Raw genomic sequence first — 15790 nt, 5'->3', positions numbered from 1 at the left:
GAGGGAGCCTATGAGAGATCCTTTGATGATGTTAGGTCCGCATCAATTTTATGTGGACTGGCTGAATTTCCAATCTTTTGAAGAAGAGCTTTCTGCCTCATGGGTTTGTATGGAGCGTTTTGGCAAGGCACCCAGTTTGCAATTTACCGGCTATGGCAATGATGCAAAGACCATTCATGGAGTTTGGTTTCCAGAAGAATTTGGTGATCGGGTAGCCATTGATGCCATCACTACAACTATCCGAAGAGCAAAGCCGGTGCAGATGCTTCATTGGATCAATGATACCACCTATAGTGTCCTTCTCCATGGACCCGTGGTGATCACCACGATCAATAAAGACCACGACTATATTAGTCGCTCTGGTCAATCCCAGCGCATCCGCTATTCCATTACGCTCTTGCCCTTTTTTAATGGCGGAAAACCACAAGGACAATATCAGGTGGGACAAACCCAAGTGGGGCAAACTCCATGAAGATACCAGAAAAGCATGTTGTTGTAGAGCTAGAGGATATGAGCCTCGATCTCCTTTGCTTTCACCATGTCATGGCAGTGTTCAGAGACCGGAGGCAAGCTGGTTTACTCAATGGCTATTTAGAAGCTACATTGGAAGCCAATCCAGAGATTGCCAAATATGGTGTGCTTTTACCGCGGGGCTTAACGGTTACTTTGCCTGAATTTGTGTTTTCTAATCCCCAAAGCATGGTGAAGCGGTTATGGGATTAATGCGTACACACCCCTTTATTGTGGTCAAGGTGGGAGACAAACCTGTTCATGAGGTTTTTTACCAGCGTCTTTTAACCGCAACCATCACTGACCATGCCGGTAATGAAGCCGATACATTTGAAGCAGAATTTGATGATGGTGGCAATGATTTAGAGGTTCCCTCAAGCAACAGTGCGCTACAGGTGATCTTTGGCTATGAGAACAGCATCAGTGCATTTATGGGGTGTTTTGTTGTCGAATCGGTTGTAAGTTGTGGTGGCAGTGATGGAGAGATCTTGCGTCTTTGTGGCAAAAGTGCCTCGATGCGTAAAGAGCTCAAAGAACAGGTGAGTGAGCATTTTGATCACAAAACTGTTGGGGAGATTGTTGAGACACTCGCCAAACGCCATGGCTATCAAGCAAAGGTCAGTCCCCAGTTCACTAAAAAACCTTTGCCTTATGTGATTCGTACGGATCAATCGGCTGTTGATTTTTTAACCCGCCTTGCAGACCGTATGCAGGCACGTTTTTTGGTCAAGGACAATAAGTTTTTGTTTTTAAGCGGTGACAATTTACCAGCACTCAAACTTCATAAACACGACTGTTCCAACTGGGAATTTACGTTAGAGCCACGCACGCAATATGGCACTATTGAAGCTTCTTATTTTGATCGCTCAAAAGGGCAGCAATGCCAAGTCAAGCATCAGACAGGGTTTAGCGGTCCCGTGCGGCGTTTACGGACTTGTTACACTTGTGAGGAGGAAGCACGAGCTGCTGCTGCTTCCGAGTCGGACAGGTTGTGTCGTGCTGTGGGCAGTGGCTCCTTGACCTTAGAGGGACGCCCTGAAATCATGGCGGATCAACCTCTGCTTCTTCAAGGGTTCCGTGGGCAAATCAATGGTCCATGGAAAGCTGCGACCGTCACCCACTGCTATGAAAAACAAAGCGGTTATACCACAGAAATCACCTTTGAGGCACCAGACAAGGGAAAAGAAAGCAATGAGAACACTGAACATGCTAAAAACAGAAAATCCAAGAGATAATTTTGCTTCTTCTTTTCGTCAACTTCCCCATAATATTGAAGCAGAGCAGGCATTACTTGGAGCAATCCTGATTAATAATAATGCACTCGATCGCGTTTCAGACTTTCTTAAAGCAGAACATTTTTTTGAAAGGCTACATCAAAAGATCTTTGAGATTGTCTTACAAATTATTCAAAATGGTCATCTTGCAAACCCCATTACAATCAAGCCCTATATCCAAATGGAAGAAAAAGTTGGAGATATTACTGTATACCAGTATGTTGTTCGCTTAACCACAGAGGCAGTCACTATTATTAACGCTGAAGATTATGGACGCGTCATTTACGATCTTTTTATCCGCCGGTCTTTGATTAATCTTGGCAATGAAGTTGCCAATACAGCCTTTGATGCTCCTGTCGAACTTACACCTTCCCAACAAATTGAAACGATTGAAAATCAGTTATTTGAGCTCGCCGAAAAAGGAAAATATGGAGGTGGGTTTGAAAACTTTGATACAGCCATTGCAAAAGCACTTAACATGGCAAGCGCTGCAAAAAAGCGTTCTTCAAAGCTCTCAGGGATAGCTACCCATATCAAAACACTTGATGAAAAAATGGGAGGATTACAAGCATCTGACTTAATTATCCTTGCAGGGCGCCCTGGTATGGGGAAAACCTCTCTGGCGACCAATATTGCTTTTAATATTGCCAATGCTTGTAAGCGTGATAACAGCCAAGAAAATGAAGGGGGCGTTGTAGGTTTCTTCTCACTTGAGATGTCATCCGAACAGCTTGCAACTCGTATTATCTCAGAACAAATAAAGGTTTCTTCTTCTGATATGCGTCGTGGTAATATCTCAGAGGAGCAATTTACCAACATCATTTACGCAATGCGTTCCTTACAAACAATCCCTCTTTATATTGATCAAACGGGTGGTGTATCCCTTGCACAATTAGCCGCCCGTGCAAGGCGTCTTAAACGACAACATGGTCTAGATGTCTTGATTATCGATTATATCCAACTCATGACAAGCGGTTCAAAGCGTTCATTAGAAAACCGCGTTCAAGAAATTACAGCCATTACCACCGGATTAAAAGCACTTGCAAAAGAACTCAATATTCCCATCATTGCTCTGTCACAACTTTCACGTCAAGTTGAAAACCGAACCGATAAACGTCCACAACTCTCCGATTTACGTGAATCTGGCTCAATAGAGCAAGATGCCGACATTGTTCTGTTCGTTTATCGTGAAGAATATTATCTCAAAAATGAAGAACCCAAAGAAAGCACTGCTGAGTATAACAAATGGCAAGAGGCAATGGAGCAAGCCAAGGGTAAAGCTGAGGTTATTATAGCAAAACAACGCCATGGTCCGACAGGAATCGTTCCCCTTGCCTTTCAATCCGATTTTACATGCTTTAGTGATTTGGAAAAATAGGAGCAGAAAAATGCGTTAAAGAGAGCTTTAAAGACCCTTTGAAAGGCATTTGAAGACCCTTTGAGAACATCTTTAAAACTCTTTGAGAAAAAATAAATTGGTACAAAACCTAGTGTCAAAATATACAAAACCTGCTGGCAAGCTACAACTTTGAAAAAAGTAAATTGATACAAAACCGAGTGGAAAAATATACAAAACCTGCTGGCAAGATACATACAGCTACAACAACCGATGACAAGCTATAACTCCACACAAGAACGAATAAATACAAAATTCAATGGAGCGGGCGATGGGATTCGAACCCACGACCCCAACCTTGGCAAGGTTGTGCTCTACCCCTGAGCTACACCCGCTTACCGATTCGATATATGTCTTGTCTGTATGGCGTAGGCTTCTACGAATTGCAACAAAAAAATATCATTTTAGTTTGATTTATTTTGTCCATGTTTAAATAAAATGAAATAAAGATTGATTTTAGAAAATTCTTCAGTAATAAATTATTCCTTTTTTAATTTTTGCATGGAGAGGGGTGGAATATAATGTTGAAGAGAATAAATATATTAGGGATTATCATTGCAACTGTTTTTATGATGAACAGTGTTGCAAAGGCCGATGACCAAGTTAAACACGTTAAAGTTGCAATAACGCAAATTATGGTCCATCCTGCTGCGGATGCTGTTCGTAAAGGTGTAGAAGATGTGCTTGCAGCAAATGGTTATAAGCAAGGTGAAAATTTTCAACTTACCTTTTTATCAGCGCAGGGTAATATTTCAACAGCAACGCAAATTGCACGTAAATTTGTTGGTGATAAACCAGATGTTATTGTAGCAATTACCACGCCTTCAGCACAAACGATGCTTGCGGCAACAAAAACAATTCCTATCGTCTTTGCAGCGATTTCTGATCCTATCGGAGCTAAAATCGTTTCTTCACTTACCAAACCTGGCGGTAATATGACGGGGAGTTCTGATCGTATAGATGTTGCAGAAAGTGTTAGACTTTTACAAGAAGTAAAACCAGATTTGAAAAAAATTGGTTATCTTTATAATGCTTCTGAGGCAAATTCTGTTTCGACACTTAAAACGTTAAAGGATGTAGCAAAAAAAGCTGGAATTGAAATTATTCCCTCATCGGCACCAAAGCCTTCAGATGTGCAGGCAGCAACACGCGCTTTAATCGGTAAGGTCGATATTATTTTTGTTCCTGCTGATAATACGATTTTATCTGTTTTAGAAGGTGCAATAAAGGTCTCAGAGGAAGCCAATATGCCTGTATTTACTGTTGATGCTAATACTATCGGGCGCGGGCCTTTTATGACGCAAGGTGTGAATTTCTATGATGTAGGGGTTGATGCTGGAAAATTGGTCGTGCGTATTCTAAAGGGTGAAAAACCTGGTGATATTGATGTTGTACAGGCAGCTAATAATGACATTCGAATTGATTTGAAAGCAGCCCAAAAAGCAGGGATTGTTATTCCGCAGGCAGTTATTGACCGTGCAACAAAAGTGATTCAATAACTTTTATTGATCAAAGTGTTGATCCTATAAAAATACGTTAAGTTTTCATGGAGATTGTTTTTACATGAATATATTTGCGTTTTCTGGTGCTGTGGAATTAGGCCTTATTTATGCGTTTGTTGCTATAGGGGTTTATCTTTCATTTCGGGTTTTAGATTTTCCTGATTTAACAGTTGATGGATCGTTTCTTCTTGGTTCCTGTGTCTGTGGTGTTTTGATTCTCTTGGGTTTCAATGCATGGACAGCTATGGCATGTGCTTTTTGTGCAGGTATGGTGGCTGGTTTATTAACGGCTATGTTGAATTTGCGTTTTGGCATTTTGAATCTTTTAGCTTCTATTTTAACAATGTCGGCACTTTATACGGTTAATCTTCGTATTATGGGAATTATGGGAGGGTCTAATGTTAATTTAGCTCTTGCTGATACGGCGTTAACGCCCTTTTATAATCTGTTTGGTTTGTCTGATATTTTTGTGCGCCCTCTTTTCGTTGGTATTGTGTTGCTCGTTATGGCGTTTTTGATTTGGCGCTTTTTGGAAAGTGAAATTGGTCTTGCTATGCGTGCAATGGGAGCTAATCCACGCATGGCGACGGCGCAAGGTGTTCATACATCAGCATTGATATATTTTGGAATGGGGCTTTCCAATGCGTGTGTGGCACTTGGTGGTTCTCTTTATATTCAAACTGCGATTGCAACAGATATTACCGGTGGAATTGGAACAATTGTTTTTGGATTGGCAGCCGTGATTATCGGTGAAACTCTCTTTCGTACGCGCAATATTTTTTGGATTATAATCAGCTGTATTGTAGGGTCTGTGCTTTATCGTGTGGCGGTGCAATTTGCATTTGAAGCAAATGGAATTGGTATTGATACGTCGACAGATCTTCAGTTGATTACTTCACTGTTGGTTATTTTAACCCTTATTGTGCCACGCTATTGGAGGAGGCGTAAACGTGATTGAATTTTTTCATGTTGGGGTCACATTTAAACCGCAAACACCTTTGGAAAAACAGGCTTTAATTGATATTAACCTGAAAATTGATCAGGGTAGTTTTGTTACGGTTATTGGTTCAAATGGTGCTGGTAAATCAACTTTGCTCAGTGTTTTAGCGGGTGCAACGCTTCCTTCAACAGGGAAAGTGGTTATCAATGGACAAAATGTTTCTAGGCAATCAGTCAGTGAACGCGCTGGAAAAATTGCTTGTGTTTTTCAAGATTCGTTAGAGGGAAGTTGTGGTTCTTTAACAATTGAAGAAAATTTGGCTCTTGCTGCTCTTCGAGGAAGTCGTCGTGGTTTGCGTGCAGCTTTAAATTATGAGAAACGGCAATTTTTTCGAGAGAAAATTGCTCAATTAGGCATTGGTCTTGAAGCATATATTCATAATCCTATGGATAGTTTATCAGGTGGGCAACGCCAAGCAGTTTGTCTTGTGATGGCAACGTTAGCACATGCGGATGTTTTATTGCTTGATGAACATACCTCAGCACTTGATCCTGGAATGGCTGATTTTGTGATGCGGTTGACTGAAAAAATCGTTGAAGAGAAAAAATTAACGACTATCATGGTGACTCATTCTATGCGTCAGGCTCTTGATTATGGCGATCGCACCTTGATGTTGCATGGTGGAAAAGTGATTTTGGATGTCTGTCATGAAGAGCGTAAGGGATTGAATGTCAATGATTTAATTGGCATGTTTCAGAAAGTTCGCGGGGAAGTTCTTGATGATGATGAACTGTTAATGGATTAATAATGTGGCTCAGAAAAAAGCACATGAAGTTGATCAGTTTTTAACGCGTTTTTCACGTGCTTTTCCTATTGTTCTCATTTATGGGCCAGATCGTGGTCTTGTTTGTGAGCGTGCACAATGTTTTGCAAAACTTACACAGGTAGCAATAGAAGATCCATTTTCGACAATTCGTTTGGATGCTGCTGAAATTGATAAAGATCCTGCGCGTTTGGAAAATGAAGCGCGTACGTTATCGCTTTTTGGGGGAGATCGTTTGATATGGATCTCTAATGCGGCTAATCAAAAAGGTTTTCTTGCTGCCTTAAAACTTTTAATTGAGAAGCCACCAGAAGCTTGTTTTATACTCATTGAATCAGGGGATTTAAAAAAAGGAACAGGGTTGCGCAATGCTGTTGAAACGGCATCAAAAGCGATGGCTTTGCCCTGTTTTGCCGATGATATGCGTTCTCTTGACGGGTTGATTGATGAGGTTTTAGGACAGTTTAAGAAGACTCTTTCTTTAGATGCACGTAGATGGTTGCATGAATGTTTAGGGGCGGATCGCCTTGTATCACGAGGTGAATTAGAAAAGCTTTGTCTTTACGCTGCAAATGTTCATATTACTCTTGAAGATGTGAAAGCTGTTGTAAGCGATGTCAGTGCTCTTTCTCAAGATGAAGTCATTGATGCTCTTTTATTGGGCGATATATCAGGCTTTGAAGCGCATTTTAACCGACATGCAGCAGTGCATGGGGCACTTTTTTTAATTTTGAGTACAGCTCAAAGGCATTTTCAGCAATTACAGCTATTGCGTTATCAGGTAGAGGTTGAAGGAAAATCGCCTTTTACGGTGGTTTCTGAAGCTCGTCCTCCCATTTTTTTTCAACGGAAAAAGATCGTTGAACAAGCTTTAAAATATTGGAAATTAGAACAAATTTCTTATGCAATGGAAAGAATTCAGAGTGCTGTTTTAGACAGTCGTAAAAATCCACTTTTGGGCGAAGCTATCATTCGTCAAGTTTTGTTAGGGCTTACAATTATTGCACGACGCCAGATGGCAGCTTAACAGCCTAGAAATATAATGATTTTTTATTTTTGGTATACCACAGAGGCATTTTCAGCAATTAAAACTGTTATGCTATCAAGTAGAGGTTGGTGGAACTTGTATTTTTGAGGATGCATTTTAGGAGCTTGAAAGCTTGATAGAAATTTTTCTTCAAAAGAAATAGTTTATTTTCAAAAGGCCATTTTGAAACAGTTTTATTATTTTGTTGTATCGTAAAGTACTGTTTTTTAGAGTAGTGATACGAGGCTCATATCAAATTTTATGTATTCGATGTTTTTTTGTGTGGATATTTGGTGAATATTAGGTTGGTTCATAGAGTCTTAATGGAGTAACACCCCCATGTAAAACAGAGTATCTCAAACAACAGAAAACACTTGTATGGTAGATTCATACGCTTTCTTAGAAATATTTTTTAATGCGCGTCATATCTATTTCGCGGCGGTGTTTATGAATGGTGTAGAAGTAAAGTTCCTTGTGAAGAATATAAAACCCATAGAGCAACTCTATCTTTACGCTTAATAAAAGTGCAAGTCGACACTCATTATATACTTTGCTAGCCTCTAATGTTGCTACAGTTTTTAGCATTAGAAAGCGTTTTTCATCATTTTTTCTCACATGTCTTCTTGTGACGTGTAGAAAAGAGATTTTAATTGATAAGAGGGTTTGTGATGGAAGAATTTTACAGTATTCGAAGTTATGATTCAAATTGAAAAAAATTATTATTTTTATAAATCAATATACTATAGATTAATTGAATCACATAAAATAGTGAGCCAGAGGAATCTTTTAGACAAGAAAATGAACGGTGTGCAGATCTGTATGAATTAAGAATCTTCGTGGGATGAGGAGAAGGTCAAAATAGATTATGATGAAAACGACAGCACCTATGGGGAAACTTTTATGTTTGATACAGAGATGATTATCTTAGCAATGAATGTGTCTCATAAACAAAGCTAGCCATTGTTTATTATTAATAATTTATTATTTTTTATATTGAATCAATCAGAACAATGTCTTTTACACGTCATAAGTGGGGGCGTGTGGATAAAAACTGTGCAAGAAAGCACTAAAAATGCCTCTTATGAATGCTCTCAAATTCCAAGGTTTTTTGCAACATTGGGGGTAGGAAAATATAATAATAGTGTTTATTAAGTGTAAAGAGGGTCGTGCTTAATGGATTTATAGTTATAACATTTACGAACATTGTCGTGAGATAGGCTGGGGAGCGAGATGCCTTTTTAAAACAAACGCATGAATTTGTAATCCAAATCTATTCTATTTAGGGCGTTCTATTTTACGCGAGGGGTGTGATTCCATTAAAGGGATGTTCAGTGTTTTTGTTATCAAACTTTTTCTTTATTGAGAGGGCGTGTTTTTCTCATATTTATTTTATTTATGGTATCCGGAATCGGGAGAGGAAAATGTTTTTAATGGTATCTTTTGGTATGCGTTGTTTTACGGTGTTTTCAATATTCGCGAAACTTATGTTGATGTTGTAGGTGGAGTCGTAATACGTTTTTATATAGGTCTAATGTACAAATTAATGAACGTATCGGGATAATTGGAGAAGAGTTAGTGTCTGCTTACGCTTTTGATGTGTTTTTTTGTGAGTAAATTAGTAAGATAAAGTAAACTGATGGGATTTATGTAGAGTCGTTGTTATCCTAATTGAGAGTGCATTTTATTTTGTTTCGGTGATGCGCTTTGATCAGTAATTAAGAGGGAGTTTTAGAGCGTGATGTTAGATTTCTCGTCATTTATTTTTTATGTGTTTTCTAGGTAAATTGATCTGTTGTCAGCTTGCGCAGGTGATAATTGGTAAGCTGCGTTATTCTTTATTCCCTAGTTGTCATTTTTTAATGTTTTACGCATAACTCTTGAACAAACAAACAAGAAAATTATGATTTTACAATTGTCTTTATTGCCATTTGCAAAGAATCTTTGAAGGTGAAAGATGCTCCATATTCAGTTTGAAAAAATAGCACTCATTGGGATCGGTCTGATTGGGTCTTCTTTAGCAAGAGTGATTAAAAAGAAAAATCTTGCGGCTCAGATTTCTATTGCAACACGTCGTCCAGAAACCCTGAAAAGAGCGCGTGAATTGGAGCTTGGGGATTTTTATACGACAGATAATGCAAAAGCTGTTGAAGGAGCAGATTTGGTTATTCTTTCTGTTCCTGTTGGAGCTAGTGCAGAAGTGGCAAAAACTATTCGTGATCATTTAAAACTTGGAGCGATTGTGAGTGATGTTGGTTCTACGAAAGCGTTGGTTATTGCGGAAATGGCACCTTTATTGCCAAAAACGGTTCATTTTATTCCAGGGCATCCAATTGCTGGAACGGAATATTCAGGACCGGATGCTGGTTTTGCTGATTTATTTATGAATCGTTGGTGTATTTTAACGCCTTTTGCGGATAGCGATGCTACTGCTGTCGCACAATTAACAGCGTTTTGGGAAGCTTGTGGTGCGCGTGTCGAAAAGATGGAACCTAAGCATCATGATCTTGTTTTGGCTATTGTTTCACATTTACCCCATTTGATTGCGTATAATACTGTTGGGACAGCGAGTGATTTAGAAAAAGTAACAAATTCGGAAGTGATTGCTTATTCCGCTTCCGGTTTTCGTGATTTTACGCGTTTAGCATCTTCTGATCCCGTTATGTGGCGAGATATTTGTTTGCATAATAAGGATGCTATTTTAGAAATGTTGAGCCGTTTTAGTGAGGGGCTTGCTTTTTTAGAACGGGCAATTCATTTAGGAGATGGTGAGACACTGTTTAACTTTTTTACACGTACGCGTGCTGTACGTCGCAATATTATTGATGCTGGACAGGAAATTGATGCTCCTGATTTTGGACGTCAGAGTGTTTCTAAAAAAGGGTGAATAAAAGCAAGGGGGTTTTGTTGAATTTCGTTGGTTTTTTCTAGAAATCGATAAGAAGTTTTTTCTTTATTCAGTCATAGATTGCAATAAAAAGGAGGGGCGATTGCTCCGATACAGATAATCATGACTTCAAAAGGTTTTATGTGTGCACGATCATCTTGCTTAGCTCTCTATAGGGCATATGATGTACAGAAGAGGTTACTGATCTGTAGAAGTAACAAAAAATGAGGTCGTTGTAGAACTTCATAGAGTGGGTTATTGTTTTTGTTTTGGTATAAAGTCGGGCTTGACCGTATTGATTATTGACCTTTATATTGCAACATTGCAAAATGTTTATTTGCAGAGTTTTGATGATTTTTATAAAACTTGAAATAGACTGAGGAAGAGTTTTACCAGAAAGTATTGAGTTTTGTTAAAAAATATCTTTTGGTATAGCTATCGTATTTTGGGTGACGCAGTAAGTCATTATTGGCGTGATAATGGGAGTGCTTTTGCAAGCCATGTTGCGCTATCGGGGCTTTTAGCATTTTTCCCTTTTTTTATTTTTGGAACATCGTTTGCTCGTTTTCTAGGGGCTTTTACCTATACACCGCAAAAAATTAAAGCACTGGTGCAGTTATTGCCTGATGTTATTGCAGAGCCTTTATCTCAGGAAATTGTCAATGTTTTAACCATTCATCGAGGAGGTGTGTTGACGCTTTCTGTCATTGGAGCGGCTTATTTTGCTTCTAATGGGATAGAGGCTTTGCGTACGGCTTTAAATAAAGCTTACCGTGTTACTGATCGACGGAGTTTGTTATTTTGTCGTTTTCAAAGTCTGTTTTTTGTAATCCTTGGAGCTGTTGGTCTTGTTGTGATTAGCTTTTTATTGATTCTGGCGCCTTTGTTGATCAAAATTATGCAAAATCATTCTTTTTTTATGACTGAATATATTGCTGTTATTCGTGTATGGCGTTATACAGTTGCAATCGTTATTTTGTTTATCAGTCTTTTGATTGTTCATAAATGGCTTCCAGCAGGGCGGCGGAAAATTATAGATATTTTACCAGGAATAGTGGTGACAATGTTTATATGGTTTATGGCTTCTATCGCTTTTGCGCAATATTTAACGATGTTTGATTATATTTCTACCTATGCAGGGTTGGCATCTATTATGGTTGCTATTATTTTTCTCTACATATTGAGTGCAATTTTTATTTTGGGAGGAGAAATAAACGCGGCGATAATGTTTTATCGCAAGGATTTGCAACATTCAGATGAATGAAAGAGCTTATTATTGCTTGAAAGCCAAGGTATGAATATCCCAATAAAGCCTGCTATCACTTTGTTGATTGATGCGGATGCTTGTCCTGTAAAAGATGAAGTTTATCGTGTGATGAATCGTTATCAGCTTAAGACATTTGTTGTGGCAAATCGTTCTTTGTCCCTTCCAGATGAAGCACTCATTGAAAGAGTGGTCGTTGCTGGTGAATTCAATGGTGCTGATGATTGGATTGTAGAACATGTGCATGAGGCAAGTATCGTTATTACCAGTGATATTCCTTTAGCAGCACGGGTTGTGCAAGCTGGGGGTTTTTGTCTTTCGCCAACGGGGCGTATTTTTGATGTAAATTCAATTGGTCAGGCTTTGGCGATGCGCAATTTGATGGAAGATTTGCGTGGACAGGGCAGTATAATAGGTGGTCCCCGTCCTTTTTCTCGTAAAGACCGTTCTGCTTTTTTGTCAGCACTGGATCTTGTTATACAACGTTTAAAAAGACGCGGTTATTAAAGTTATAGGGCTTCTTTAATGACTGCTTTTATAAGTGCTTTGGCATCGTCATTGGCCCATGGAGCTGCACCATTGAAAGAAGCAATGAGATATCCCTCTTTATCAATGAGCAATGTAATGGGGAGTCCTAAAGCGAGCCCCTGTTTTCTAACATTGTTGAAAATATCCATTGTTTCATCGCGATAGTAAAGCAAATTATCTGAATGAATATTCTGTAAAAATTGCTGAATTTTTTCAGGAGAAGCAGTTTTATCGATATTAATAGCTATGACATCAAAGTTTTCTCCACCTAATTCACGTTTTAATTGCGCAAGTTCAGGCATTTCTGTGCGGCAAGGTGCACACCAAATAGCCCATAGATTGACCAGCATTGGTTTTCCAGTAAATTCGCTGAGTGTGTGCTCTTTTCCTAGAATATCCTTGAAAGAGAGTTTATTCATATCTGAGGGCGTATCAGCAAATCGTATGTGGCTAAAAAAGCCTTTTGCTGCTTTTCGTATCGCCATCATTTTTTCTGCTCGTGCTTTATTAATGTTTATTTCTTGTGCTTGTGCTGCTGAAATGAAATTGAAAAGAAAAAACTCTCTTTTGGTATCGTAGTTTATGGTTGCGTATAAACTCAATGCAATGATAAAGAATGCAAGGGAAAGTTGCCTTTTTTTATTGTTTTTTTTGCTGATGAAAATTTGAAAAATCATAATTTTGTCCTTTGGATGGGTGTTTTCAGAATATGACAGATGAGAAGTTAAAGAACCAAATGTGGGGTGGTCGGTTTGCGGCAGGCCCTGCTGCAATTATGGAAGAAATTAATGCTTCTATTGATTTTGATCAAAAACTTTATCGACAAGATATTGAAGGTTCTCTTTCTCATGCAGCTATGTTAGCGCAAACGAAAATCATTTCACAATCAGATTATGAAAAAATTGTTCATGGTTTGAAACTTATTCGCCAAGAAATTGAAGACGGTAAATTTGTTTTTTCACGAAAGCTTGAAGATATTCATATGAATATTGAAGCGCGGCTGAGCGAATTGATAGGTCCTGTAGCTGGGCGTTTGCATACGGCGCGTTCACGCAATGATCAAGTTGCTGTTGATTTTCGCTTGTGGGTACGTGAAGCAACGCAAAAGATAGCACAAGCTTTAAAAGGATTGATAGAGCAATTACTTATTCGCGCAGAACAACATGTTGATACCTTTATGCCAGGCTTTACGCATTTACAATTGGCTCAACCCGTAACATTGGGTCATTATATGATGGCTTATGTTGAAATGTTTGGTCGAGATTTATCGCGGATGCGTGATGCTCTTGAGCGAATGAATGAATCGCCTTTAGGAGCGGCTGCTTTAGCGGGGACAGGCTTTCCAATTGACCGTTTTATGACAGCAAAAGCGCTAGGCTTTCGCGAACCTACACGCAATTCAATTGATAGTGTTTCAGATCGTGACTTTGCATTGGAATTTTTAAGCGCTGGCGCTCTTTGTGCAACACATCTTTCACGTTTAGCAGAAGAAATAATTCTTTGGTCAAGTGAACAGTTTTGTTTTATTCATTTATCAGATGCTTTTTCAACGGGTTCGTCTATTATGCCACAAAAGAGAAATCCTGATGCGGCAGAGTTAGTACGAGCGAAAGCAGGTCGATTGAATGGTGCGCTTATGGGATTGTTAACGGTGATGAAAGGATTACCGCTTGCTTATTCAAAGGATATGCAAGAAGATAAAGAATATGTGTTTGATGGGGCTTTGAGTTTGGAATTATCACTAGCAGCAATGACAGGGATGATTGCTGATTTGAAAGTGAATAAAAAAGCCATGAAACAAGCAGCGGATTTAGGGTATGCAACAGCTACAGATTTTGCTGATTGGCTTGTACGCGAATCAGAGATTCCTTTTCGCGAAGCACATCACATCACAGGGTGTGCTGTGGCATTGGCAGAAAAAAAACAGTGTCGCCTCCATGATTTATCATTAGATGAACTTCAAGCAATTTGTCCTGATATCAATGCGACACTTTTTGATGTTTTGACCGTTGAAAAATCTGTTGAAAGTCGCAAAAGCTTTGGGGGAACAGCGCCTTCAGAGGTTTTTCGGCAAATTGCGTATTGGAAAAAGCGTCTCGTGAGCGCTTGAGTGATTGTATTTTAAAGGTAAAAAAGAGATCGAGATGAGGAAAGAGGACAGATGAAAATTATATTAAAGGGGGTGATGATTGTCCTTTTGGGGGGCTTGGGTATCGTTGGGTGTGGGCGTAAAGGGTCATTAGAGTTACCTCCTTCAACAGGAGTGAATTCTTCACAAGGAACTTTTGTTCCTCAAGGCAAAACAGATAAACCTTTTATTCTTGATAGGTTGATACAATAGGGATTTTTATGCGTTTTTTTTCTTATCATCAGGGTGTGCTCCACGCTGAAGGTCTTTCGCTTTTGGAACTTGCGCGGAAAGTTGAAACACCTTTTTATTGTTATTCAGCTAGCGCAATCGTTGCACATTTTAAAGATTATCAGAATGCATTTCATAATATGCCGAGTTTAATTGCTTATGCGGTTAAAGCGAATTCCAATCAAGCGGTTTTACAACTTTTAGCTAACAATGGAGCGGGAGCTGATGTGGTCTCAGAAGGGGAATTACGGCGTGCACTTGCTGTTGGTATTCCTGCGCAGAATATTGTTTATTCTGGTGTTGGTAAAACAGTGAAAGAAATAGATTTTGCTCTTGCACAAGATATTTATTGTTTTAACGTTGAATCAGAGCCAGAACTTGAACAATTATCGGCGCGGGCTGCTGCGCTTTCAAAAACGGCTCGTATTTCTTTACGTATTAATCCTGATGTGGATGCTAAGACTCACAAGAAAATTACAACAGGTAAGTCTGAGAATAAATTTGGTATTCCACTGTCTTTGGCGGGTGATGCATATAAAAAAGCAGCCCAATTGCCCGGTCTTCATGTGTGTGGTGTTGATCTCCATATTGGCAGTCAAATTTGTGATTTAAAACCGTTTGAAGATGCATTTGTTATTGTTGCAGATTTTGTGCGTCAATTATGGAATAATGGTTATGCGATAACCCATATCGATATTGGGGGCGGGCTTGGTATTTCTTATGGTTATGAGCAGCATCCAGTACCTTCTCCTTTTGAGTATGCAGCACTGGTAAAGAAACATATTGCGCCTTTAGGGATTAATATTATCTTAGAACCTGGGCGTAGTATTGTTGGTGAGGCTGGTGTGTTGGTGACATCGGTTGTGTATTTAAAAAAGGGGGAAGGACGAAATTTTGTTATTGTTGATGCGGCGATGAATGATTTCATGCGTCCAACGCTTTATGATGCGTGGCAAAATGTAATGCCAGTGAAAAAAACACCAGTAGATGCCCCTCTGATTAATGCTGATATTGTTGGTCCTATTTGTGAAACTGGTGATTATTTAGGCTTGGAACGTTCTTTACCAGTGTTGAAAGCGGGTGATGTTTTGATGTTAACAGGAGCAGGGGCTTATGGCGCAGTGATGGCAAGCACTTATAATAGTCGACTTTTGGTGCCGGAAGTTTTGGTTCAGGATACACGTTATGCAGTCATTCGTCCACGCCTTGATTATGCACAATTGATAGGATGTGATCATATTCCAGATTGGATTGAGCCCAAATTAGATTGAGCATTATTAAAT

At 39.2% G+C, this 15790-nt stretch carries 15 protein-coding genes and 1 tRNA gene; 14 read left to right on the top strand and 2 right to left on the bottom strand.

Annotated features, from left to right (window positions below; translation table 11 throughout):
- Positions 1-10: 10 nt before the first annotated feature.
- The 4 genes from PVV63_RS00290 to PVV63_RS00275 are packed head-to-tail and all read left to right on the top strand — an operon-like array spanning position 11 to position 3162.
- Complete coding sequence (locus PVV63_RS00290; protein WP_273790099.1) at positions 11-472, top strand: phage tail protein; 462 nt, start codon at positions 11-13, stop codon at positions 470-472.
- Positions 469-723 (top strand): tail protein X, encoded by a 255-nt coding sequence (locus PVV63_RS00285; protein ID WP_273790098.1) that lies wholly within the window; start codon positions 469-471, stop codon positions 721-723. Before PVV63_RS00290 ends, PVV63_RS00285 begins: the two co-directional genes overlap by 4 nt.
- A complete protein-coding gene (locus PVV63_RS00280; RefSeq protein WP_273790303.1) occupies positions 723-1745 on the top strand; it encodes a phage late control D family protein in 1023 nt (340 codons plus the stop codon). The genes PVV63_RS00285 and PVV63_RS00280 overlap by 1 nt, the downstream gene beginning before the upstream one ends.
- On the top strand, positions 1702-3162 hold the full coding sequence (locus PVV63_RS00275; protein ID WP_273790097.1) for a replicative DNA helicase: 1461 nt from the start codon (positions 1702-1704) through the stop codon (positions 3160-3162). The genes PVV63_RS00280 and PVV63_RS00275 overlap by 44 nt, the downstream gene beginning before the upstream one ends.
- Positions 3163-3440: 278 nt before the next feature.
- On the opposite strand, the gene PVV63_RS00270 is transcribed toward PVV63_RS00275, so the two are convergent.
- Positions 3441-3515, bottom strand: a tRNA-Gly gene (locus PVV63_RS00270).
- Positions 3516-3701: 186 nt separating this feature from the next.
- On the opposite strand from PVV63_RS00270, the gene PVV63_RS00265 reads away from it, so the two are divergent.
- The 7 genes from PVV63_RS00265 (at position 3702) to PVV63_RS00235 (ending at position 12127) form a co-directional block, all read left to right on the top strand.
- Complete coding sequence (locus PVV63_RS00265; protein WP_273790096.1) at positions 3702-4679, top strand: ABC transporter substrate-binding protein; 978 nt, start codon at positions 3702-3704, stop codon at positions 4677-4679.
- A 64-nt stretch (positions 4680-4743) separates the two neighbouring features.
- Positions 4744-5640 carry an ABC transporter permease gene (locus PVV63_RS00260; protein ID WP_273790095.1) on the top strand — a complete coding sequence of 299 codons (897 nt, stop codon included), beginning with the start codon at positions 4744-4746 and terminating at the stop codon, positions 5638-5640.
- Positions 5633-6427, top strand: a complete 795-nt coding sequence (locus PVV63_RS00255) for an ABC transporter ATP-binding protein (RefSeq protein WP_273790094.1) — start codon at positions 5633-5635, stop codon at positions 6425-6427. Before PVV63_RS00260 ends, PVV63_RS00255 begins: the two co-directional genes overlap by 8 nt.
- Before the next feature lie 4 nt (positions 6428-6431).
- On the top strand, positions 6432-7472 hold the full coding sequence (gene holA / locus PVV63_RS00250) for a DNA polymerase III subunit delta (RefSeq protein WP_273790093.1): 1041 nt from the start codon (positions 6432-6434) through the stop codon (positions 7470-7472).
- A 1954-nt stretch (positions 7473-9426) separates the two neighbouring features.
- A complete protein-coding gene (locus tag PVV63_RS00245) occupies positions 9427-10356 on the top strand; it encodes a prephenate/arogenate dehydrogenase family protein (protein WP_273790092.1) in 930 nt (309 codons plus the stop codon).
- A gap of 409 nt (positions 10357-10765) precedes the next feature.
- Entirely contained in the window at positions 10766-11620 is an 855-nt protein-coding gene (locus PVV63_RS00240; protein WP_273790091.1) for a YihY/virulence factor BrkB family protein, read from the top strand.
- A 30-nt stretch (positions 11621-11650) separates the two neighbouring features.
- Positions 11651-12127, top strand: a complete 477-nt coding sequence (locus PVV63_RS00235) for a YaiI/YqxD family protein (RefSeq protein ID WP_273790302.1) — start codon at positions 11651-11653, stop codon at positions 12125-12127.
- Between the two features lie 2 nt (positions 12128-12129).
- Here PVV63_RS00235 and PVV63_RS00230 read toward each other — a convergent pair whose 3' ends face one another.
- A complete protein-coding gene (locus PVV63_RS00230; protein WP_273790090.1) occupies positions 12130-12825 on the bottom strand; it encodes a TlpA disulfide reductase family protein in 696 nt (231 codons plus the stop codon).
- A gap of 32 nt (positions 12826-12857) precedes the next feature.
- Here PVV63_RS00230 and argH point away from each other — a divergent pair, with 32 nt between their 5' ends.
- From argH to lysA, 3 genes are read left to right on the top strand one after another with little or no spacing between them, the layout of a single operon-like run.
- Positions 12858-14258: an argininosuccinate lyase gene (gene argH, locus PVV63_RS00225; RefSeq protein ID WP_273790089.1), complete on the top strand. Its 1401-nt coding sequence runs from the start codon at positions 12858-12860 to the stop codon at positions 14256-14258.
- A gap of 51 nt (positions 14259-14309) precedes the next feature.
- Entirely contained in the window at positions 14310-14489 is a 180-nt protein-coding gene (locus tag PVV63_RS00220) for an LPS translocon maturation chaperone LptM (RefSeq protein WP_273790088.1), read from the top strand.
- 8 nt (positions 14490-14497) lie between these two features.
- On the top strand, positions 14498-15778 hold the full coding sequence (gene lysA / locus PVV63_RS00215) for a diaminopimelate decarboxylase (RefSeq protein WP_273790087.1): 1281 nt from the start codon (positions 14498-14500) through the stop codon (positions 15776-15778).
- Positions 15779-15790 lie beyond the last annotated feature (12 nt).

Source organism: Bartonella sp. CM31XJBT (genome assembly GCF_028618555.1).
Taxonomy (GTDB): Bacteria; Pseudomonadota; Alphaproteobacteria; order Rhizobiales; family Rhizobiaceae; genus Bartonella.
This window is presented reverse-complemented; position numbering and strand designations above follow the sequence as displayed.